The organism is Zobellia galactanivorans (genome assembly GCF_000973105.1).
Classification (GTDB): Bacteria; Bacteroidota; Bacteroidia; order Flavobacteriales; family Flavobacteriaceae; genus Zobellia; species Zobellia galactanivorans.
The window spans coordinates 4,331,768-4,353,372 of sequence record NC_015844.1; the positions used below are offsets into that span (position 1 = coordinate 4,331,768).

Annotated in this window: 19 protein-coding genes; 4 read left to right on the forward strand and 15 right to left on the reverse strand. The window is 44.3% G+C overall.

Annotation, left to right across the window (positions count from 1 at the left end):
* Window positions 1-109: 109 nt before the first annotated feature.
* Together ZOBGAL_RS17410 and ZOBGAL_RS17415 are read left to right on the forward strand one after the other, a co-directional pair.
* Entirely contained in the window at window positions 110-1,186 is a 1,077-nt protein-coding gene (locus ZOBGAL_RS17410; RefSeq protein ID WP_013995031.1) for a glycoside hydrolase family 5 protein, read from the forward strand.
* Window positions 1,187-1,452: 266 nt separating this feature from the next.
* Window positions 1,453-1,809 carry a DUF805 domain-containing protein gene (locus ZOBGAL_RS17415; protein WP_013995032.1) on the forward strand — a complete coding sequence of 119 codons (357 nt, stop codon included), beginning with the start codon at window positions 1,453-1,455 and terminating at the stop codon, window positions 1,807-1,809.
* A 56-nt stretch (window positions 1,810-1,865) separates the two neighbouring features.
* Here ZOBGAL_RS17415 and ZOBGAL_RS17420 read toward each other — a convergent pair whose 3' ends face one another.
* Window positions 1,866-3,326, reverse strand: coding sequence for an aminoacyl-histidine dipeptidase (locus ZOBGAL_RS17420; RefSeq protein WP_013995033.1), 1,461 nt, complete (start codon window positions 3,324-3,326; stop codon window positions 1,866-1,868).
* Between the two features lie 155 nt (window positions 3,327-3,481).
* Here ZOBGAL_RS17420 and ZOBGAL_RS17425 point away from each other — a divergent pair, with 155 nt between their 5' ends.
* Window positions 3,482-4,549 carry a DUF3810 domain-containing protein gene (locus ZOBGAL_RS17425; RefSeq protein WP_013995034.1) on the forward strand — a complete coding sequence of 356 codons (1,068 nt, stop codon included), beginning with the start codon at window positions 3,482-3,484 and terminating at the stop codon, window positions 4,547-4,549.
* A gap of 49 nt (window positions 4,550-4,598) precedes the next feature.
* Here ZOBGAL_RS17425 and ZOBGAL_RS17430 read toward each other — a convergent pair whose 3' ends face one another.
* From ZOBGAL_RS17430 to udk, 8 genes are all read right to left on the reverse strand, one after another.
* A complete protein-coding gene (locus ZOBGAL_RS17430) occupies window positions 4,599-5,789 on the reverse strand; it encodes a molybdopterin molybdotransferase MoeA (RefSeq protein WP_013995035.1) in 1,191 nt (396 codons plus the stop codon).
* Between the two features lie 33 nt (window positions 5,790-5,822).
* Window positions 5,823-7,523, reverse strand: coding sequence for a signal peptidase I (gene lepB / locus ZOBGAL_RS17435; RefSeq protein WP_013995036.1), 1,701 nt, complete (start codon window positions 7,521-7,523; stop codon window positions 5,823-5,825).
* A gap of 105 nt (window positions 7,524-7,628) precedes the next feature.
* The gene (gene dapB, locus ZOBGAL_RS17440) at window positions 7,629-8,330 is read right to left on the reverse strand and encodes a 4-hydroxy-tetrahydrodipicolinate reductase (RefSeq protein ID WP_013995037.1); all 702 of its coding nucleotides are present in this window, start codon (window positions 8,328-8,330) and stop codon (window positions 7,629-7,631) included.
* Window positions 8,331-8,380: 50 nt separating this feature from the next.
* Window positions 8,381-9,022: a DUF5683 domain-containing protein gene (locus ZOBGAL_RS17445; RefSeq protein ID WP_013995038.1), complete on the reverse strand. Its 642-nt coding sequence runs from the start codon at window positions 9,020-9,022 to the stop codon at window positions 8,381-8,383.
* Window positions 9,015-9,917: a ParB/RepB/Spo0J family partition protein gene (locus ZOBGAL_RS17450; RefSeq protein ID WP_013995039.1), complete on the reverse strand. Its 903-nt coding sequence runs from the start codon at window positions 9,915-9,917 to the stop codon at window positions 9,015-9,017. Before ZOBGAL_RS17450 ends, ZOBGAL_RS17445 begins: the two co-directional genes overlap by 8 nt.
* Window positions 9,917-10,690, reverse strand: coding sequence for a ParA family protein (locus ZOBGAL_RS17455; protein WP_013995040.1), 774 nt, complete (start codon window positions 10,688-10,690; stop codon window positions 9,917-9,919). The genes ZOBGAL_RS17450 and ZOBGAL_RS17455 overlap by 1 nt, the downstream gene beginning before the upstream one ends.
* Window positions 10,691-11,103: 413 nt before the next feature.
* Window positions 11,104-11,436 (reverse strand): FtsB family cell division protein, encoded by a 333-nt coding sequence (locus ZOBGAL_RS17460; protein ID WP_013995041.1) that lies wholly within the window; start codon window positions 11,434-11,436, stop codon window positions 11,104-11,106.
* A gap of 2 nt (window positions 11,437-11,438) precedes the next feature.
* Window positions 11,439-12,047 (reverse strand): uridine kinase, encoded by a 609-nt coding sequence (gene udk / locus ZOBGAL_RS17465; RefSeq protein ID WP_013995042.1) that lies wholly within the window; start codon window positions 12,045-12,047, stop codon window positions 11,439-11,441.
* 109 nt (window positions 12,048-12,156) lie between these two features.
* On the opposite strand from udk, the gene ZOBGAL_RS17470 reads away from it, so the two are divergent.
* Complete coding sequence (locus tag ZOBGAL_RS17470; protein WP_013995043.1) at window positions 12,157-13,365, forward strand: multidrug effflux MFS transporter; 1,209 nt, start codon at window positions 12,157-12,159, stop codon at window positions 13,363-13,365.
* An 89-nt stretch (window positions 13,366-13,454) separates the two neighbouring features.
* Here ZOBGAL_RS17470 and acs read toward each other — a convergent pair whose 3' ends face one another.
* From acs to ZOBGAL_RS17500, 6 genes are all read right to left on the reverse strand, one after another.
* A complete protein-coding gene (gene acs, locus ZOBGAL_RS17475; RefSeq protein WP_013995044.1) occupies window positions 13,455-15,362 on the reverse strand; it encodes an acetate--CoA ligase in 1,908 nt (635 codons plus the stop codon).
* 96 nt (window positions 15,363-15,458) lie between these two features.
* On the reverse strand, window positions 15,459-17,171 hold the full coding sequence (locus ZOBGAL_RS17480) for a sodium:solute symporter family protein (protein WP_013995045.1): 1,713 nt from the start codon (window positions 17,169-17,171) through the stop codon (window positions 15,459-15,461).
* Window positions 17,172-17,192: 21 nt separating this feature from the next.
* A complete protein-coding gene (locus ZOBGAL_RS17485; RefSeq protein ID WP_013995046.1) occupies window positions 17,193-17,453 on the reverse strand; it encodes a DUF4212 domain-containing protein in 261 nt (86 codons plus the stop codon).
* Between the two features lie 57 nt (window positions 17,454-17,510).
* A complete protein-coding gene (locus ZOBGAL_RS17490; RefSeq protein WP_013995047.1) occupies window positions 17,511-18,590 on the reverse strand; it encodes an anhydro-N-acetylmuramic acid kinase in 1,080 nt (359 codons plus the stop codon).
* On the reverse strand, window positions 18,587-20,167 hold the full coding sequence (locus ZOBGAL_RS17495; protein ID WP_013995048.1) for a glycoside hydrolase family 3 protein: 1,581 nt from the start codon (window positions 20,165-20,167) through the stop codon (window positions 18,587-18,589). Before ZOBGAL_RS17495 ends, ZOBGAL_RS17490 begins: the two co-directional genes overlap by 4 nt.
* Window positions 20,160-21,434 (reverse strand): MFS transporter, encoded by a 1,275-nt coding sequence (locus ZOBGAL_RS17500; RefSeq protein WP_013995049.1) that lies wholly within the window; start codon window positions 21,432-21,434, stop codon window positions 20,160-20,162. Before ZOBGAL_RS17500 ends, ZOBGAL_RS17495 begins: the two co-directional genes overlap by 8 nt.
* Window positions 21,435-21,605: the final 171 nt, after the last annotated feature.

Here is a 21,605-nt window from a genome sequence, read left to right on the forward strand (position 1 = left end):
AAACATAAGTATATACGTACAACTATTGTGGTATTAAAGGCTAGTTGTAAGGTAACATCTTGGTCTTTAGTAATATGAACTTAACCTAATAATTTAAAAAGTAGAATTTATGAAAATGATTAAATTAATTTGTGCTGTGGTATGTATGGTTTTGGTAGGATGTGATCCGAATCCGGATACCGAGGAGGTCTTGGTAGAAGACGATGTTACGGTCAAGGCGGAGGATGTATCTTCTGAAGAAACCGATGATTGCCATGACGGGGACGATACTTCAAAAAACACGGTGGTAGCCGAATACGGGCAGCTTAGTGTAGATGGAAAATATATGGTAAACCAAGATGGTGAAAAAGTACAATTGAGGGGTATGTCTTTGTTCTGGAGCCAGTGGATGGGCCAATTCTACACCAAGGAGGCCGTGAAATGGCTCAAGGATGATTGGAACGTTAGCATTGTACGCGCCTCTATGGGAGTTGAGGACTCAGATGGTTATCTATCTAATCCAGATAAGGAAAAAGCAAAGGTATTTGAAGTGATAGATGCGGCCATAGAAGAAGGTATCTATGTCTTGGTCGATTGGCATAGCCATCATGCCGAAGACCATCTTGACGAGGCCAAACGATTTTTTGCCGAAGTGGCCGAGAAATACGGATCGCATCCGAATATTATTTATGAAACCTATAATGAGCCTTTGGGGGTTTCCTGGACACAGGTATTAAAACCATACCATGAAGCGGTAGTGGCTGAAATCAGAAAGTACGACCCTGACAATATAGTGGTATGTGGAACGCGAAACTGGTCTCAAGCTGTAGACGAAGTGGTAGGGAACGAACTTAATGATCCCAATGTGATGTATACCTTACATTACTATGCTTCTTCCCATAAAGAAGATTTGCGCAATGCGGCACAGGTAGCCATAGACAATAATATACCCTTGTTCGTAACCGAGTACGGTGTAACCGAATATACGGGCAATGGTTATATCGATGTTGAATCGGTAGAGCAATGGTGGAAGTTTTTAGACGACAATTCTATTTCTTGGTGTAATTGGTCTATAGCCGATAAAGAGGAAAGCTCGGCTGCACTTACACCAGGGGCGAGCGGTCAAGGTGGTTGGTCTGAAAGCCAGCTTACCCAATCAGGACGTATGGTCCGTGCCGAAATATTGGCGAAAAACCCTAAATTTTAAAAGGGCGCGGATTGAATCAAAGCATAGTAAGAAGGGCTTCCTTGTTGATTTATACCTGCGGGTTCAAAAGGGTAAGGTCCTATTCTTAAAGCTATAGTTGTTTATCGTCTTTAGTGGTTCAGGGACAAGGGGCTTAGGCACCTTGTCCCTGTTTTTTGTACTAACTACCACGTTTTTTTGTGTTTTATGTGCAGTTCGTCTAAAAATCATAATACTTCGCATAGATCTCCGTTTGTAGCATTTATAAACCCTTAATCTTATAACCTATGAATTGGTATTTAAAAGTTTTACAAAACTACGCTGGCTTTGGAGGTCGTGCGCGAAGAAAGGAGTATTGGATGTTCTTTTTGTTTAATACGCTTATCTCATACGGGCTGTTAATTTTAGCCGGTCTTCTTGAGATACCTGCACTTGGCTTCCTGTATATGATCTATGCCTTTGGTGTTTTGATTCCCAGTATTGCTGTGGCTATACGTCGTATGCATGATGTGGGTAAGAGCGGGTGGTTTATCCTAGTACCTATTTACAATTTGATTTTAGCCTGTACGGATAGTGAAAAGGGTGATAACCAATATGGTCCAAATCCGAAGGCGGAAGAAGTATCCGATTTACAGAAAGTTTAATTATGGTCGATATATAGTAAAAAGGGGCTTGTCAGACGACAGGCCCCTTTTTTTGTTTATGCTTTTGGAGTCTCTTCCAAAATGCTCAGTAAGAATTTCCAGAATTTCTGGACCGATGAAATACTAACGCGTTCATCCGGTGAATGGGCACCAAGAATGGTAGGTCCAAAACTGATCATATCCATGTCGGGATAATTTTGGCCTAAGATTCCACATTCCAGTCCCGCATGGCATGCGGCCACTTTTGGCTTTTCATTGAACAAGGCCGTGTATTTGTTTTCGGCCACTTTTAATATTTTTGAATTGGGGTTCGGGGTCCATCCCGGGTAGGTGCCGCTCAATTCAACATCGCACTTGGCGAGCTCAAAGGTAGACTTAAGGGCATTGGCTAGGTCCATCTTGGCCGAATCGACGGAAGACCGTGTCAAACATCCGATTTTAACCTCTCCGTCCTTGACCAAAACGCGGGCCACGTTGTTTGAGGTCTCAACAAGGCCTGGTATGGTGGCACTCATGGCGTAGACCCCGTTGTGGGCTGCGTAGATACCTTGTAAGAGCCGTTCTTGAGAACCGAGTCCCATTACCGTCTTTGGTAATTTTGTGGGTTCTATGGCGATATTTAGGTTGGGTTCTATGGCATTCAATTCTTTCTTTATGATCTCTGCCAATTCTTCTATAGTTGCTTCAAAAGCTTCACTTTGCTTTTTTAAGAGTACTATGGTGGATACGCTTTCTCGTGGAATGGCGTTTCTTAGGCTGCCCCCGTCAATTTCTGAAATACGTAGCATGTACTTGTTTCCAACGGTATACAGTACGCGGTTCATGATTTTATTGGCATTGCCCAGACCCTTGTGTATTTCAATACCACTGTGGCCACCTTGAAGCCCGTTGACCGTAATTTTATAGGCAACACTGGCGCGTGGTACCGGTTTTTCGCTGTATTGTCGGGTTGCTGTAATGTCTATTCCTCCGGCACATCCTATATCGAGCTCATCGTCTTCTTCAGTGTCGAGGTTCAATAAGATTTTCCCTTGTAATATCCCTCCTTTAAGTCCCGTAGCCCCGGTCATGCCTGTTTCCTCATCTATGGTAAAAAGTGCCTCTAGCGGTGGATGGGCGATATCGGTACTTTCCAATAGGGCCATTATAGCGGCTACCCCCATGCCATTATCGGCACCGAGGGTGGTTCCCTTGGCCTTGACCCAGTCTTCATCAACGAACATTTCAATACCTTGTCTGTCGAAATCGAACTCGGTATCATTGTTTTTTTGGTGCACCATGTCTAGGTGGGATTGTAAGGTGATGGTCATTCGGTCTTCCATTCCCTTACTGGCAGGTTTTCTGATGATTACGTTACCGACTTCGTCCTTAATGGTTTCGAGATTTAGCGATGTTCCGAAATTGATCATAAAATCGATTACGCGCTCTTCCTTTTTAGAGGGGCGTGGTACCGCATTTAGGTCGGCAAACTTGTTCCAGACCGATTTGGGGATCAATTCTCTTATAGCTTCGTTCATACGTTGTTATTTTTTTGCAAAAATACATAGTCAAAAATTGGTATGGGCGATAATTGGTTAATTTTGATGCTTGACGAGCGATAAAGTGCCTATTTGGTAGTTCGGTAAAAATGTGTCGGCACAAAAATGGCTTTGGTAATCTTTAATTTGAATTTTTGAAGGATAAATTAAAAAACGGAATAGCTTTAAGTTTACTTCCGCAGATTCTTTTAGTTGCATGGTTGGGAGGGAGGCCTGATTTGGTCGAGGCCTATTACAGCAATGGTATTTATCCGCCCATAAGTCAATTTTTTCGCATACTCTTTGGGTGGCTTCCCTTTTCAATAGGCGAAATACTCTATGCCTTGCTCATTGTTCTTGGGCTGCGCTACCTTTACAAGAACCGATTAAAAATAAAGAAACGCCCCCTCTTGTTTCTAAGGAACGTAGTCGTGGTACTGTCGGTGTTTTATTTCACCTTTAATCTGGTCTGGGGCCTGAACTATTACCGAAAGCCCATTGCCGAAAACTTTGCCATACGTGACAGCGTACAAACCTCAGAAGTGGTCGACCTGGCCGAACGATTGATTTTAAGGACAAATCAACTTCAATTCGAACTAACAGCTGACAGTACAAAACGAGTGGAAGTGCCTTATAGTCGTGAGGAGATTTTTGATAAGACCGTTGAGGGTTATCGGCAATTGGAACTAGAATATCCTTTTTTGGAATATCGGCATAGCAGTCTAAAGGCATCTATGTTCAGTACGCTTGCCAGTTATATGGGTATCGGGGGCTATTTAAATCCGTTTACCAATGAAGCCCAGGTAAATGCGACTACTCCCTTGTTTCGGTTTCCGGTGGTCAGTGCGCATGAAGTAGGACATCAAGTGGGGTATAGTAAGGAGAATGAAACCAATTTTATCGGGTATCTGGTTACCCTAAGGAATGATGATACCTATTTTCAATATTCGGCTTCCGCTTATGCCCTGAGCCACTGTTTGAGTGCTGTAAGGCGTTCTGACGAAGCCCTGTTCCAAGAGCTTTACGCCAAATTGAATTTTGGGGTTCAAGAAAACTACCGGGAACTCTATGAGCATAGTTTAAAATACGTAAACCCCTTCGAACCTATATTCAAGTCGGTCTTTAATACCTTCTTAAAGGCCAACCAACAAAAAGACGGGATTAAGAGTTATGGCAAGATCGTTGAATTAATGGTCGGGTATCATGAGAAGCACCCCCTTTAAACCTTAAGCTTTTAAGCTTGTGGGTATGCCGAAAACGAGGGGAGTTAATTTATGAGGCCTGAAAGAAGTCCAATACACTTCCCTTGGCTATTTCTTTATCACCTACCGGTACGCAAACGAACCCGTCCGCTTGGGCCAAGCTTACCAAATCACCTGAGCCATTGCCTTTAATGGGGCGGGCCAAGGTTTGTCCTTGATCCCATTTTACGGTCACCTGAACGAACAAGGTGAGGGAAGGGTGGGGATCCAAGGGAGCCTCTAAGACAACGGTTTGCCTTTGGGGCTCTAGCGTCAAGCATTTATTGAGCCAGGGCAAGAAATACACGTGATAGTTGGCAAAAGTTGAAACGGGATTGCCGGGGAAGGAGAAGACAATTTTTTGTTTTTCCTTTTGGATTCCGAACCAAAACGGTTTTCCGGGGCGTTGGGCAACACGATGAAATATTTTCTCTACGCCCAAAGCTTCAAGTGCCTCGGGGATAAAGTCGAATTTTCCTTTTGAAACCCCTCCGCTGAGCATAAGAATGTCATGCGTCAAAAGAGCCTCGGCCAGTTTGGTTTCTATACTGTTTTTTTCATCGGCCAAATGAAGGAGGCTAGGTGTAATTCCTACCTTTTCAAGGGCTGATGCCAATGATAGAACGTTCGATTTTCGAATTTGATGGGGAAGGGGCTTTTCGTTTACTTCCACAAGTTCGTTTCCTGTAGAAACAACACAGATTTCCGGAAGTTTTTTAACCGACACCTCTGTCTTTCCTACCGAGGCCAACACTCCGATTACGGCTGCGGAAATAAGGCTTCCTTTTTTTAATAGGATGGCACCTTCTTGCTCATCGCTACCCTGTCGGTGTATGTTTTGTCCTTTTTTCGGTGTTTTGGTGAGGGTGGCCCATCCGTCATGGATTTCTATTTCCTCGTACATTACGATGGTGTCCGCCCCTTTTGGAAGTACGGCCCCCGTCATGATTTCGAGGCAATTATGGTCTGAAGAGAGGGTTTTTTGTGGCATACCTGCGCTAAGAACCCCTTCGAGCTTGAATCGATTTTCACCTCTTTCAACAGCTGAAAATGCAAGGGCAATGCCATCTTTGGTCGATCGGTGGAACGGGGGAAAATCCCTGTCGGCCCTAACATCCTCGTCAAGAATTCTTCCAGTACTGTGCGTGAGCGCTACCGTTTCGTTTCCGAAATCCGGTGTGTGCCGTAAAACATGGTCGAAAGCATTCTTAAAAGAAATCATCGCAAGCCTATTTTTTTGAAAAGGTGTTAAAAATCAAGCTTTGGCCTTCTTTTTATTCCATAACCAACTTCCTACAAAATAAGCGACCAATGCTATTAGGAAATATTTGAAATAAGAAACGGGTTCGCCTTCACCGTTTACCGTTGTAAAAATACGGTCCCATCTAGGTTTCCAGTTAAGAATGCCATCGTTAAAGTTGTCAACGCTCAGCCATATAAATATAGGAGTACCCACAATGTGGTTTTCAGGCACATAGCCCCAGGCCCTACTGTCTTCCGAGTGATCGCGGTTATCACCCATCATCCAATAGTAATCTTGTTTAAAGGTGTACTTGTCGGTTGCCTGTCCGTTTATAATGATTTGGTTTCCTGAAACGTTAAGGGTGTTGCCTTCGTAGTCCCTTATAATTTTTTTATAAAGAGGTAAGGTTTTGAGGTTCAAGGACACCGTTGCTCCTTTTTCGGGAATGTAAATCGGGCCCATTTGATCGTAGTTCCAAGGATAGTCGGGACTCTGTGGGAAAATGTTCCCTCCGGCAACCCCTTTCGCTTCAACGATTCTTACGATGGAATCAAGGCTAGATTCTTTTTTCAAAACTTCGACCATTTCATCGGTCAGGGGAACGATACGTTTCAGGGCGGTTTCCTCCACCATTGAAATGGCGTTTTTACGTGCCACCGACTGGGGGATGCCTGTATATTTGGTGTAGACTTCTAGTTTACCATCATTTCTTTGTCTGTAGCCTCTAACATATTTTTGAATGGCATTCAGTTGTTGTTGGTTCAGTGAGTTGATGATATACTTTCGGTCGTAACCGGTAGCATCTACTTTTTCCAGAAGCTTAGAGGAAACCCCTTTGCTAGAGTAGAGGGCATAGTCATACTGAGGCTTGGCCCTATCGGAAAGCTGCAGTTGCTTACCGTTGATGTAGACGTATCCGTCTATAACGGCGAGTGAATCGCCAGGGATGCCCACACAGCGTTTGACGTAATTCGACTTTTTATCGATAGGCTTTCTGACCCCTTTTTCCTTTTTGAAAAATTGGCGTACCGTATCCGCAGGCCAGCTGAAGACAACAATATCGTTTCGGTCGACCTTGGTAAAACCCGGAATCCTAAAATAGGGAAGCTGGGGTTTGTCGAGGTATGATTTTACATGGAGTAGGGGCAGTGTATCGTGTACCATGGGCGCTGCTACGGTGGTCATTGGGGTTCGGGCCCCATAATGGAACTTGCTGACGAACAAAAGGTCTCCTACCCGCAAAGTACGTTCCAATGAAGGTGTCGGGATCACGTAGGGCTGAATGAAATAGGTATGGACCAAGGTAGCCGCAATTATGGCGAAGGCAATGGAACTTACCCATTCGCCGGTAGCGGTCTGGGGGTGAAGGTTACGGTTTTCGATGTATTTTACATCTAGGGCGTAGTTGACGTAATAGATATAAAACCCAAGAGTTAGAATCACCAACCAAGTATCGGCCGTGCTATTGCGACCGAAACTTCGGATCGTTTCGATCCAAACTATTGGAAACATCAATAGGTTGATAATGGGGATGAACAAAAGTACGGTCCACCACTTCGGACGATTGATAATTTGCATTAGAACAATGGCATTGTAGACCGGTATTGCCGCCTCCCATGCCTTTCTACCTGCTTTTACATATAGTTTCCAAGTTCCTGCAAAATGGATGATCTGAACGATCAGAATAAAAAGTAACCATTGTATTGCGTCCATTTGTTTGTTTTATTAGTTCTATACTCGATCAAAATCGATGTAAAGTAATGAACAGTAAGTTTTTTTAAGCTAAATAAGCGTAATTAATTTTTGGTCCCCCTGTTGTTATTCAAGGTTGAGCACGTCTTTCATGGTAAAAATACCGGTTTTTCCAACAATCCATTCCGCAGCGGTTACCGCACCAAGGGCAAAGCCTTCGCGATTATGGGCGGTATGTTTGATTTCGATGGAATCGACCGTACTGCTGTAATCAATGCTATGGGTGCCGGGTGTGGCGCCCACTCTTTTGGAAGTGATCGGAATTTCCATATCGCCGGCTTCCTCCAATTTCCAGCCCTTGTATTCGGTATTGTCTATTATGCCTTCTGCCAAGGTAATTGCCGTACCACTGGGTTCGTCAAGTTTTTGGGTATGATGGATTTCTTCCATCGACACTTTGTATTGGTCTAGGTTTTTCATCATGGTGGCCAAGTAACGGTTGAGTTCAAAGAAGACGTTTACGCCTAAGCTGAAGTTCGAAGCGTAGATAAAGGCCCCGTTTTTAGCTTTGCATAAAGCCACGGCCTCATCGTATTTGTCTAGCCAACCTGTGGTTCCACAGATAACGGGTACGCCGTGTTCAAAACATTTGGTGATGTTGCCATAAGCGGCCGAGGGCATACTGAAATCAATGGCCACATCCATTTCCGAAAAATCGATATCTACGGTGTCGACATCAACTTTGGCAACGATGGTATGATTTCTGTTAAGGGCGATCTGTTCGATCATTTTTCCCATTTTTCCGTATCCGAATAGTGCTATTTTCACTTTGTGTTCTTGTTAGGTTAATAAGATGTAACTGGTTTAAATTTAGAATTTTAAAATTTAATAATAAGTGCCATACCGTAATTGGGATTATTGGTTACGGGATCTAAATCTAAAAAGGGTTGCATATCGAAACTTAAGTCGTCATCGATATTAAATTGTTTTAGGTGCGCGTCTACATTGGCATCTACAATATTTAAGGCATATAGGGCAATGGATACGAGCAATAATAAATCACGATCTCTCTGGTATCTTTCCTGTTCGTTCTGCAGGTCGTCCAGACCAAAGGCGGGGGTAGTGCTCCCTGTGTTTTGAGGGTCGAAGAGTTCGTCGTCGGTAAAGCCGGCTTGCCGTCTTTTAAAAGCGGTCCGTACGCGTTGGTATTGATTGTTGTTCCAAGTGTAGCCGTATACAGCTGCCCCAATGGCACCGTAAACGATGGGGACTTTCCAATAACGTTTGTTGTAAACTTGTCCTAAGCCCGGAATAACGGCGGAATAGAAAGCCGCCTTGCTCGGGGCGAGCGGATTGATTTTTACTCTTTTCTTTTTCAGGGTGTCGACCACGACGATGCCTTGTTCTTTTAAGTCCGATTGAAGGGAGTCTACCTCTGTATTGGCGGGCGTTTCTTCTTGGGCACTGACGGCAAAGGACAAAAAAGCAATAAAAACAAGTGTTAAAAGGGATTTACTCACCTAAGATCAATTTTTTGATTCGTTGAAACTCTTCCTTTGAATGGAATGGAATGGTTATTTTTCCGTTGCCTTTCTCCGATGCGGAAATAGCGACTTTAACGGAAAGGTGGTCAGTAAATTTTTTGATATTGCCTTCGGCAAATTCAGGTATTTTAGTATTCTTTGGTTTTGGTTTTTCAGATGTTCCGCCTTCATGGTAGGCCTTTACGGCGCGTTCGGTCTCACGGACCGATAGGTTTTGGCCTATGATTTTTTCGTAAAGCGCTATTTGATCCGCCTTCTTTTCAATGTTGACCAAGGCGCGTCCGTGGCCCATACTTAAGAAACCGTCTCGCATTCCGGTTTGAATAATAGGGTCAAGGCGTAAAAGCCGCATGTAATTGGTAATGGTCGAGCGTTTTTTGCCCACCCTGTCGCTCAATTGCTCTTGGGTGAGTTGAATTTCGTCGATCAGGCGTTGGTATGAAAGCGCAATTTCAATCGGGTCAAGGTCTTGGCGTTGAATATTCTCGACCAGGGCCATTTCAAGGGACTCTTGGTCGTTGGCAATACGTATGTAGGCCGGTATTGTGGTAAGGCCGACCAAGCGTGATGCCCGGTACCTTCGTTCACCCGAAACAAGCTGGTACTTGTTGAACTCTAGCTTTCTAACGGTAATGGGTTGTATTACCCCAAGTTGCCGTATAGACGATGCCAATTCCTTAAGGGCTTCGTCATTGAAATTTGAACGCGGCTGAAAAGGGTTCATTTCAATGGCCTCGACATCGAGCTCAACAATGTTGCCGACTACCTTGTCCGCATTCTTGTCAGTTGCCGATTGAATATCATTTTCTGGATCTTTTAGAAGTGCGGACAGACCGCGACCCAGTGCTTGTTTTTTGGTTGCTTTCGCCATTAAGCTATTTCTTTGTTTTTCTTGACGATTTCATGGGCCAGGTTCAAATAATTGGTCGCCCCCTTGCTACTCGCGTCATATTTTATAATGCTTTCCCCATAACTAGGTGCCTCGCTCAGGCGTACATTACGCTGTATGATGGTATCGAAAACCATATCGGCAAAATGTTTACGGACTTCCTCTACCACTTGGTTAGAGAGTCTCAGCCTTGAATCGAACATGGTCAATAACATACCTTCGATGTCCAAGTTGGGGTTGTGGATCTTTTGTACACTTTTTATGGTGTTCAAGAGTTTTCCAAGTCCTTCCAAAGCAAAATATTCGCATTGAATAGGAATGATGACCGCATCTGCCGCAGTCAATGCATTTAGGGTAAGTAAACCTAGGGAAGGGGCACAATCGATCAATACATAATCGTAGCTGTCCCTTAAGTGGGATATGGCCTTCTTCATCATATACTCCCGTTCATCCTTGTCTACCAATTCGATTTCAATGGCCACCAAGTCAATGTGTGCGGGAATAAGGTCTAGATTAGGGGAGTCGGTTTTAATAATGGCTTCTTGGGCGCTCATAGTGTGCTCGAGAAGTTGGTATGTGCCAAACTCTACACTTTCAACATCTATACCCAAACCCGATGTGGCATTCGCCTGTGGGTCGGCATCTATTAGCAACACTTTCTTTTCCAAAACACCTAAGGAAGCCGCCAAATTAACTGTTGTAGTGGTTTTACCCACTCCTCCCTTTTGATTCGCAATAGCAATAATCTTGCCCATTTTCAGTCTAAGTTAGGGAGTAAAAATACGATTATTTACAATGCTATTGAAACCATTTTGTTAACAGCGCGTGAATAATTGCCCCGTTTTTCGTTAAAGTTCGTTAATGCATCGGCCTATTTTTCGCCTCGTAGAAACGAAATGAAGCGAATATTTTTTACGATCGTATCAAGTGATATGGTAAAGCGGCGACGGAAAAAAATGGCCGAACCAAGAAGTTTTACAATTATGTATATGTATTTAACTTATTGATAATTAATGGGTAATGTTTGTTGAGGTTCTTCCCTTGTCGAATGTCTATATTTGATGTTTTGTTAACCTTGGCTCTTCTTTTTCGTCCGAAATTCACTACCAGAACATACAGGAAATAGTTATCAACATTTCGACTGATCACACAAGTCTGGGATTGGTATTTACTCCTTTTTCTTCAGGTCGAGGCTGTCTTCGTATTCTATCAAATAGATTTCTTCATTCTTTTTTTTGAGGAAATATTGCTCTCGGGCAAACTTTTCAAGCTCATCTGGATCGGATAGCCTTTCAAGTATCCTTTTGTCATTGGCGATTTCCTGCCTTAGGAATTCTTGTTGCTTTTCAAGTTTCTTGATTTCCTTTTTCAATTCAAGATGGATAAGAAGGGAGTTCGTATCGAAAAAGACCATCCATATTACAAAAACGGTAAGTACCAATACGTACATATTGGTCAATAGGCCGAACCATTTTTTTTGTCTCAAATCTTTTAATCCCATTTTTAGGCCAGTTTTTCGTTGATGATGGTCCGTACAATATCGACGGCGACCGTGTTGTACTTATTGTTGGGAATGATGATATCGGCGTATTCTTTGCTCGGTTCTATAAATTGCAGGTGCATGGGCTTGATGTTCGATTGGTATTTTTCAAGGGTTTCGTCCAAGTTCCATCCGCGTTCGTTTACATCCCTCTTCAATCTGCGTATCAGTCGTTCATCGGAATCCGCATGTACGAAGATCTTAATGTCCATCATTTTTCTGAGTAGGGAATTGGTCAAGATAAGAATCCCCTCAACGATCAACACCTTGGTCGGGTGCACCAATACCGTTTTTTCCGTACGGTTACACTCCAAAAACGAATATACCGGTTGATGGATGGAATGCCCCGATTTTAATAGTTTTAAATGTTCTTCAAGTAAGGTAAAGTCAATAGACTGCGGGTGATCGAAATTGGTCTTTCTCCGTTCTTCCAATGATAGGTCCGATAGGTCGTTATAGTAGGAGTCTTGCGATATTACGCCTACTTCTCCATCCGGCAGTTCGTCAATGATCTGATTTACTACCGTGGTTTTTCCACAACCAGTGCCTCCGGCTATTCCTATTATCAACATGCTCTTCAATTTTTTGTCAAAAATACATATTTGTAACTCAAATTAAGGTTTATATCTAAAATGAACTTTTCGACCTCGGCTTTCATGGGGATATACCTATTTTTGTACCATGCAAAAAGAGAATGTAAGACCCAATTTCGAGTTCATCGCTTTGATGGCCTCATTGATGTCTATTGTGGCCTTGGCAATCGATGCTTTATTGCCCGCCTTATCACATATTGGTATAACCATAAACAGTTTGGATCCCCTTAAGAACCAGCTCCTTATCACCATGATCTTTTTGGGTTTGGGGGTAGGACAGTTGTTTTTCGGGCCCTTGTCCGATAGTTATGGCAGAAAGCCAGTGGTCTACGTTGGTTTTGGACTGTTCGCTATAGCTAGCGTAATCTGTGTGTTGGCCCCGTCCCTTGAAATTATGATCATTGGTCGGGTTTTACAGGGAATTGGCCTTTCGGCTCCCAGAACCATTGCTATATCCATTATCAGGGATACCTATAAAGGGGACTATATGGCGAAAATCATGTCGTTTGTCACCGCATTTTTTATCCTTGTTCCAGTGGTGGCGCCGGCTATAGGTAAATGGATTATGGACGCCTTTGGGTGGCAGTCTATATTTTATGTGCAATTATTTTTTGGCTTATTGGTCTGTATCTGGTTTTGGAAGCGCCAACCTGAAACCCTGAAACCACAGTTTAAGGTTCCTTTTTCCATGGGAGTGTTTGCCAGCGGATTGAAAGAGTTTCTTAAATACAGGGAAACCATAGCCTTTACTTTTGCTTCCGGTTTTGTAACGGGCGCCTTTTTGGTGTATTTGAGTTCTTCACAGCACGTCTTTGAGGATCAATACGGGCTAGTGGAAAATTTCCCATATATATTTGCCGGACTGGCGGGTTCCGTTGGTCTTTCCACGTTTTTAAACGGAACCTTGGTGCTTCGTTTTGGTATGCGAAAACTGGCCTTTATGGCCATGACGGCATTTTGTATAATAGCCTTGACCTATGTGGTTTTGTTTTGGGGAAGACCGAACCCCAGCGTACCGATTTTAGTGGCATTTCTGTTCGTACAGTTTTTATGTCTGGGCTTTCTATGGGGTAATTTCCGTTCCATTGCCATGGAACCTATCGGTCATATTGCCGGTATTGGAGCTGCAATCAACGGGTTTGTATCGACTATACTGAGCGTGCCTATCGCCAATTTTATCGGTGGGTTTGTGCAGGATACGGTTTGGCCTATGTTCGTAGGTCTTGCCATATGCGGACTCCTTTCCTTGGGTACCATGCTATTGGTGCGAAGGCCAAAGGTGGTGGTTACCGCTTGAGATAACGTACTTATTGATTTTTGAAAAATATAGTACAGGGGAAATAAAAACGGACTGAACCGTATATATTTCCCCTGTACTTTTTTTGTTTATAGGGAGTTCTCTATAATTTCTTCAACGACTTCGGGATTCAGGAGTGTGCTGGTGTCCCCAAGGTTGGAGATGTCTTTTGAAGCGATCTTACGCAAAATTCGGCGCATAATTTTTCCGCTTCGGGTTTTTGGCAGTCCTGTAACGAACTGGATCTTGTCTAATTTGGCGATAGGCCCGATGTGTTCGGTAATCTGTTGATTGATTTCCTTTCGTAGGTTTTCGCGGTCTCGGGTTTCCCCAAATTCTTTGAGAATTACATAGCCGTACAAGGCATTGCCCTTTATGTCGTGAGGGAAACCTACAATGGCACTTTCTGCCACGGCAGGGTGTTCGTTGATGGAATCCTCTATAGGGGCCGTACCCAGGTTATGGCCGGAAACAATGATAACATCGTCGACACGCCCGGTAATTCGGTAGTAACCTACGGCGTCGCGCAATGCACCGTCGCCTGTAAAATACATATTCTTGTAGGCTGAAAAATATGTGTCCCTGTACCGGTCGTGATCTCCCCAAATGGTTCGGGCGATAGAAGGCCATGGAAATTTAATGCATAACCTTCCCGATACCTGGTTTCCTTTGATCTCTTTTCCTTCTTCGTCCATCAAGGCCGGTTGTATGCCTATAAAAGGCAGGGTGGCGTATGTTGGGGTAGTAGGGGTGACGTAGGGTATGGGGGTGATCATGATACCTCCCGTTTCGGTCTGCCACCAAGTATCTACTATCGGGCTCATTTTTTTACCTACATTATTGTTGTACCAGTGCCATGCTTCTTCGTTAATAGGTTCTCCTACCGAACCTAGTACTTTTAAGGAAGAGAGGTCGTACTTGTCTATAAATTCGAGATTTTCCTTCGCTAGGGCCCGTATGGCCGTAGGTGCCGTATAAAATTGATTGACTTTGTGTTTTTGGACCACTTGCCAAAAGCGCCCAAAATCGGGATATGAGGGCACGCCCTCGAACATAACGGTCGTGGCCCCGTTGGCCAAGGGGCCGTAAACGATATACGAGTGTCCTGTAATCCATCCGATATCGGCGGTACACCAGTATACGTCCTCTTCCCTATATTGAAATGTGTTTTTAAATGTATATGCAGTGTATACCATGTAACCTGCGGTGGTGTGCACCATACCTTTTGGGCGACCGGTTGAACCTGAGGTGTATAAAATGAAAAGTGGGTCTTCGGCATTCATTATTTCGGCCACACAATCGGCGTATGCCTCATCAAGTAAAGGTTGTAGCCATTTGTCACGGCCTTCCTTCATTTCTACTTTACCGTTGATACGATTGGTGACAAGTACGGTATGTACGCCGGGACATTCTTCTAGGGCTTTGTCGACAAGACCTTTCAGGTCTATGGTTTTTGAACCGCGATAGGAACCGTCGGAAGTCAAAACTACCTTACAATCGGAATCATTGATGCGGGTGGCCAATGCGTTGGATGAAAAACCGGCAAAGACTACGGAATGTATCGCTCCGATTCGGGCACAGGCCAAAAGGGAAATGGCCAGCTCGGGAATCATGGGGAGGTAGATACAGACCCTATCGCCTTTTTTGACACCGTGGTCTTTCAGTACGTTTGCCATACGGCAGACCCTTTCGTGAAGTTGTCTATATGTAATATGCTGGGCTTCTTCATTAGGGTCGTTCGGTTCAAATAGAATGGCCGTCTTTTCGCCCCGCGTAGGGAGGTGCCGGTCTATGCAGTTCTCGGTGATGTTGAGTTTTGCGCCTTCAAACCATTTTATTTCGGGTTTGCTAAAGTCCCAGCTTAGAACGTTGTCCCACTTTTTTCGCCATACAAAGTGCTCTTCGGCGATTTCTTCCCAAAAGGCTTCGGGGTTTCTTACTGATTTTCTGTATACTTGATAATATTCCTCTAAGTGTTTAATGTGATAATTACTCATTATGCCTAACCTATTTTTATTTGAACGAATCTATATTAATGGCATCATCAGGACCGAGAATAAAATGGGGACGATGTTTGCCTAAAATTACAAAATTTAGTGGTTTATGGCAGTACCTGCCCCACTGGGAATTCGAATATCTTCAACAATTTCCTGAACATTTATGGGAGGTTCGGGTGTGAACTTCATAATTGCGATCGAAACGATAAAGTTGACCAACATGGCCACACTGCCGAAACCTTCCGGGGATATGCCGAACCACCAGTCTTTTTCAAGACTTGCTACGGCTTCTTTTCCTCCGTCGAATATGCCGAACTTGAACTTTAGCATATAGAACAGCATCAAAGATATCCCCACGATCATTCCCGCGATTGCGCCTTCCTTGTTCATTTTTTTATAGAAAATACCGAGTATGATGGCCGGAAAGAACGAGGCCGCTGCCAGACCGAAGGCCAAGGCGACTACGGCGGCCACAAATCCGGGCGGGTTGATGCCGAAGTAACCGGCAATGACAACGGCTACGGTGGCGGCACCTCTAGCGGTCCAAAGTTCCCCTTTTTCGGAAATGTTCGGAACGAATATTTTTTTGATCAAATCATGCGATACCGAGGCGGAAATAACCAAAAGTAGCCCTGCAGCGGTAGAAAGTGCGGCGGCCAGACCTCCAGCGGCTACAAGTGCGATGACCCAAGCAGGAAGATTGGCGATTTCCGGATTGGCCAAAACCATGATATCGGGGTCGACGATCAATTCGTTTTTTGACCGGTCGGCAACATATTGAATTTTTCCGTCCCCGTTTTTGTCCTCAAAGTTCAACAGGCCCGTGGTTTCCCAGTTTTTGAACCACTCGGGCATTTTTGCATATTCTTGATTGCTGACGGTGTGGATCATATTGGTACGGGCAAATACGGCTACGGCCGGTGCCGCGGTATAAAGAATGGCAATAAGCAAAAGGGCGAACCCAGCTGATTTTCGGGCGTCTTTAACCCGTTTTACGGTAAAGAAGCGAACGATTACGTGAGGCAGGCCGGCGGTACCTACCATAAGGGCCAAGGTAATCATGAATATGTCGATGGTCGACTTTTTCCCTTCGGTGTATTCGGCGAAACCAAGCTCGGTTGATAGTCCATTCAGCTTGTCCAAGAGAAACATGCCCGACCCATCGTTGAGTTTAGAGCCCATTCCTAATTGTGGAATAGGGTTTCCGGTCATTTGTATGGAGATAAAAATTGCGGGCACCATAAAGGCGAATATCAATACACAGAATTGGGCCACTTGTGTATAGGTGATGCCTTTCATTCCTCCTAAAACGGCATAAAAAAGCACAATGACCATACCGATGATTACCCCGGTATTGATATCGACTTCAAGAAATCGGGAAAATACCACGCCTACACCTCGCATTTGCCCCGCAACATAAGTGAAGGAAACGATCAAGGCGCAAATTACGGCAACGATTCTGGCGGTTTTCGAATAATAGCGATCCCCTATAAAATCAGGTACGGTGAATTTTCCGAATTTACGGAGGTAGGGGGCCAGAAGCAGGGCCAAGAGCACATAGCCGCCCGTCCACCCCATGAGGTATACCGAACCGTCATAGCCTGCAAAGGAAATAATGCCCGCCATTGAAATAAAAGATGCGGCCGACATCCAGTCCGCTGCGGTGGCCATACCATTGGCCAAAGGCGAAACACCTCCACCGGCTACATAAAAATCTTTGGTAGAACCCGCCCGCGACCAGATCGCGATACCAATGTAAAGGGCAAAAGTAATGCCGACTAATAGATAGGTCCATGTTTGAACGCTCATAGGGCTTGTTTTTTGGTTGGTTTATTCGTTGAAGCCGTATTTTTTATCCAGTTTGTTCATAAGGCGGACATATACGAATATGAGAATGACAAACACATAGATCGAACCTTGCTGCGCAAACCAAAAGCCGAGTTTGAATCCGCCTACTTTTATTTCGTTCAACTCATCTTTAAGCAAGATGCCCGCACCATATGATACACCGAACCATATCGACAAAAGAATGGCGAGGTATTTTATATTCTCTTTCCAGTATGCGGTGGCGTGTTTTTGCTTTTTTGACATGTTTGGTGGTTTATCGGTGTTGAAAATAGCGATTTTTAGGGGAATTTTTAAAGATTTTTAACTCGGTAGAAAAATTACTCCGCTAGAAGAGTCCGTTTTCGCCCCGGTAACCGAGCTAAGGACATTTATTTTTTGTTCGGCCCGTAGTGCCCCCATAAGGGCGAATACCAAGGCTTCCTTGAATTCAATGAGTTGTTTTGAGGGAACGACCAGTTCTGCCGTATTTCCAAGTTTTTCCCTTAAGGTTTCTATCAAGTAGTCGTTTAGGGCCCCGCCTCCGGTTATAAAGAGGGTGCTGCCTTCCTTTTTACTATTTTGCTTTACCTGCATGGCTACTTGGTCGCAAATATGGTGGACGCTTGTGCACAAAAGGTCTTCCATGCGATGGGGAAAGGTCTCTACTATAGGTACAACTTCTTTTATAAACCATTCATAGCCGATGGATTTCGGGAAGGGAAGTCGGTAGAATTCAAGGGCGTTTAACCTTGAAAGCATTTCAGGGATAATCTTGCCGCTTTTTGCCAGTTTTCCGCCTTTGTCGTATTCAAGGCCGTTTTTTCGGGTAATGTGGTTCAATATCATGTTCGCCAAGCCAATATCGTAGGCTATTCGCTGACCTCGATGTTCGAACGAGACATTGCTGATGCCCCCTAGGTTGAGGCAAAAATCGTAGGTCCCGAAGAAAAGACGGTCGCCGATAGGTACGAGAGGAGCACCTTGTCCGCCGAGGGCCACATCGTTGGTTCGGAAATCACAGATGACCTTTTGTCCGCTGGCGTTGGCCAAATGCTGACCGCTGCCAATTTGAAAGGTGAGTCCGTTTTCAGGCTGATGATGGGTGGTATGGCCGTGACTGGCAATATAGTCGACTTCTAGGGCGTTGGCCTCAATAAATTTTTTGGCCTGTTCGCCGAGCCAAGTGCCATATGAATTGTGGAACTTGAGTAGGGCGTCACTGGGGAGTAGGATCGCATCCTTAAGTCTTAACTGCATTTCATTGGTGTACGATATGCTATCAACGGCCTTTATTTCAAAAGTGTAGCGATTGTCTTTTTCTTGGATTAGGCAATAGGCCAAATCAAGCCCATCTAGTGATGTGCCCGACATGAGTCCAAGTATTTTATGTGTTTTTATCATGACGATATGCTTACGGGCAAGGAGCCTTGGGCGTCTAATTGGTTTAAAAAATGCCGGGCCGCCGTGGTCTGGAAAACTTCAAAATTTTGATATGCGAGAACAAGGGCCTTTGTCTTTTTATAATTGATAAGATTGAGTACATACGGATTTCCGAAGAGATAGAGCACTACCTTTTGAGTAGCGATAAGATGGTTTATATAGCTGATTTCCTCTTCGGTGAAACCAAAACCATGGGTCGGTTTAACCTGAGGGGGAAAGAGGACCAATAGAACATTGTTTTCGTTTCTAGGGGGTGTTTCCTTCCACCTGATGATACTAGGCTTTTTTTCTGAACGGAGGTGCTCTAAAAAATGATCTTGAGTATCCTTTATATTACAGATATAAGTAAAATTGGTTTTTGAAAATTCAGTTATGGTTTGGGGGCTACCTTGCAATAAGGTAAGGCTTTTTTCGGCTATTTTTAGGTTTAGGCTATCGGGTGGTGTTAGGTTCTTCGGTGCGGATGGCAAATGAAAGTCAATTCTTTCCTTTAGCTTCCAAAGGCGTTGAAAACTTGCTTCAATCTGTTCTTTGTCGGCATTTTTTAAAATGTATTCTATGCCTTCTTGAATATGTTCCGCAAAGCAGAGTACATCGTTTCCGGCATCGAAAGCCAGCCATTCGAGCTCCCCTTTTACAGGGTAGTTCTTTGAAACCGCATGCATGTTCAGGGCATCGGAAATAACAAGGCCATCGTATTTCATTTCTCTGCGAAGAACTCCCTTGATCATGTCTTTGGAAAGGCTGGAAGGGGTGTTCGAACCATTGGCAAGCGCAGGAACGGAAAGGTGGCCCGCCATAACGGAATCGATCTCTTGTGCGATCAATTTTTGAAAGGGGTACAATTCGTTGGCGAATAGGGTTTCTTTTGTTTTTTCTATAACCGGTAGCCCCAGATGCGAATCGGTAGCGGTATCGCCATGGCCGGGAAAGTGTTTGATGCTGCTTAGTACGCCTTCGCTTTGGGTACCCTTGATAAAGGCCAGGGCCTTTTTGGTAACCTTGTCTCGGTCTTGACCAAAGGAGCGGTAGCCAATGACGGGGTTGTTGGGGTTGTTGTTGATATCAATGCAAGGCGCTAGGTTCCAGTGTATTCCCGCGGTTTTGCAATCTTGGGCAATATGCTTTCCTACTTCATATATCAAAACCTCCGAGTCATCGGGAATGGCTCCCAAGGTAATCGCGTAGGGGTACTGTGGTGTATTTTCTATACGCATGGCCAATCCCCATTCGGCATCTATGGCGATCAATAAGGGGTGTTTTGCGGCCTTTTGGTAGCGGCGTATCAATTCTTGTAGGGTCTCGAAGCTTTTTTCGTTGGCTATTATTTTTTTCTTCCCTTCGAAGTTGGTAGCCGCACTGGCCCTACTATGAAAAAAACAGATGGAACCGATACAGTGTTCCTTAATCAGTGTTTCAAGCCGTTGTATTTCGATCTCGCTATCGTTTATAAAGGCGGCGGGCATGAACAATTGTCCTATTTTTTCTCTTAGGGCAAGGGTCTGCTTTGCTTCGATATAGGGTAGGGTACTACTCATTTTCAGTACTGCTTTTCTTTCCGAAATCTGCGGGGTATTTAATAAAGTTTAAAAGGAAGAGCGCCGGTAGCGCGGCAATGACCACCCATACAAAAAAACCGCCATAGCCTAACCATTGCTGCATAAATCCGCTTATCATTCCCGGAAGCATCATGCCCAAGGCCATAAAACCTGTTGCAATGGCATAATGGGATGTTTTTGACTTGCCCTCGGCGATGTAAATAAGGTACATGAGAAATGCGGCAAAACCGAATCCGTACCCGAATTTCTCGAGAATTACCGTACCGGTCACGGCGTAGATATTCGTGGTCTTGCTCATGGCCAATATGGCATAGAGCAGGTTCGGAAGGTTTAAAGAAAGTACCATGGGCAGCATCCATTTTTTGAGTCCGTCCCGAGAAATCAAGATACCTCCCAAAATACCACCAATGGAAAGGAAGATAACTCCAGCCGTGCCAAAAATCGTTCCCAATTGTTCGGTGGAGTAGCCTAATCCGCCCTTGTCGGGGGCGTCTAGCAGAAAGGGGGCGGCCATTTTTACCAATTGCGATTCGCCCAGCCGGTAGGTCAATATAAAGGCCAGGGCCATGCCGATACCCGGTTTTTTAAAAAAGGAGGCGAACACTTCAAAAAAGCCTTTTGGACTCTCGGTGTCATCGTTCTGTTCCGCTTCGTACTTTGGGGCGGCAAAAAAGTTGGAGACCGTTAAGGCCAGCATCAAAAAGGCTGCAGCGGTCATCGTAAGGCTCCATGCTTTGGAGTTGTCGCCATATTTGTTTTCCAAAAATCCGGCCATGACCACGATAAGGCCTTCCCCGGTCACCATGGCCAAACGGTAGAACGTACTCCGCATCCCTACAAAAAAGGATTGTTTCTTTTCCGTCAATCCTAGCATATAGTATCCGTCCGAAGCAATATCATTGGTAGCCGAGGCAAAAGCCGCCATCCAGAAGCAGGCTAGGGTAGCGGTAAGAAACATATTGCTGGGTATGGTAAGGGCGACCCCAAAAAGGGCCAAGGCAATTAAAAACTGCATGGCCAAGAACCATTTGCGCTTGGTGCTTTTAAGGTCGACAAAAGGACTCCATAGAGGCTTTAAGACCCATGGAAGGTATAATAGACTGGTGTAAAGACCGATGTCTTCATTGCTTACGCCAAGTTGTTTGTACATTATGACCGAGACGCTTACGACCAGTACATACGGTAATCCTTGGGTAAAATATAGAATGGGAACCCATATCCACGCCCCTTTATCTTTTTCTATCATGTAGCGAAATATCTTGCTTGAGGTTTAATTGTGCTTTAAAGCTACCATTTTTTTGGATGATTTTTTAGGAAGGATAAATACGGATAGGCGATATCCTTTTTGGTAATGTTTCTTTGTTTTTTGTGATTTCGCCCTTCTTTTCCATTAGGAAGTATTTGGTTTTCAGGTCAA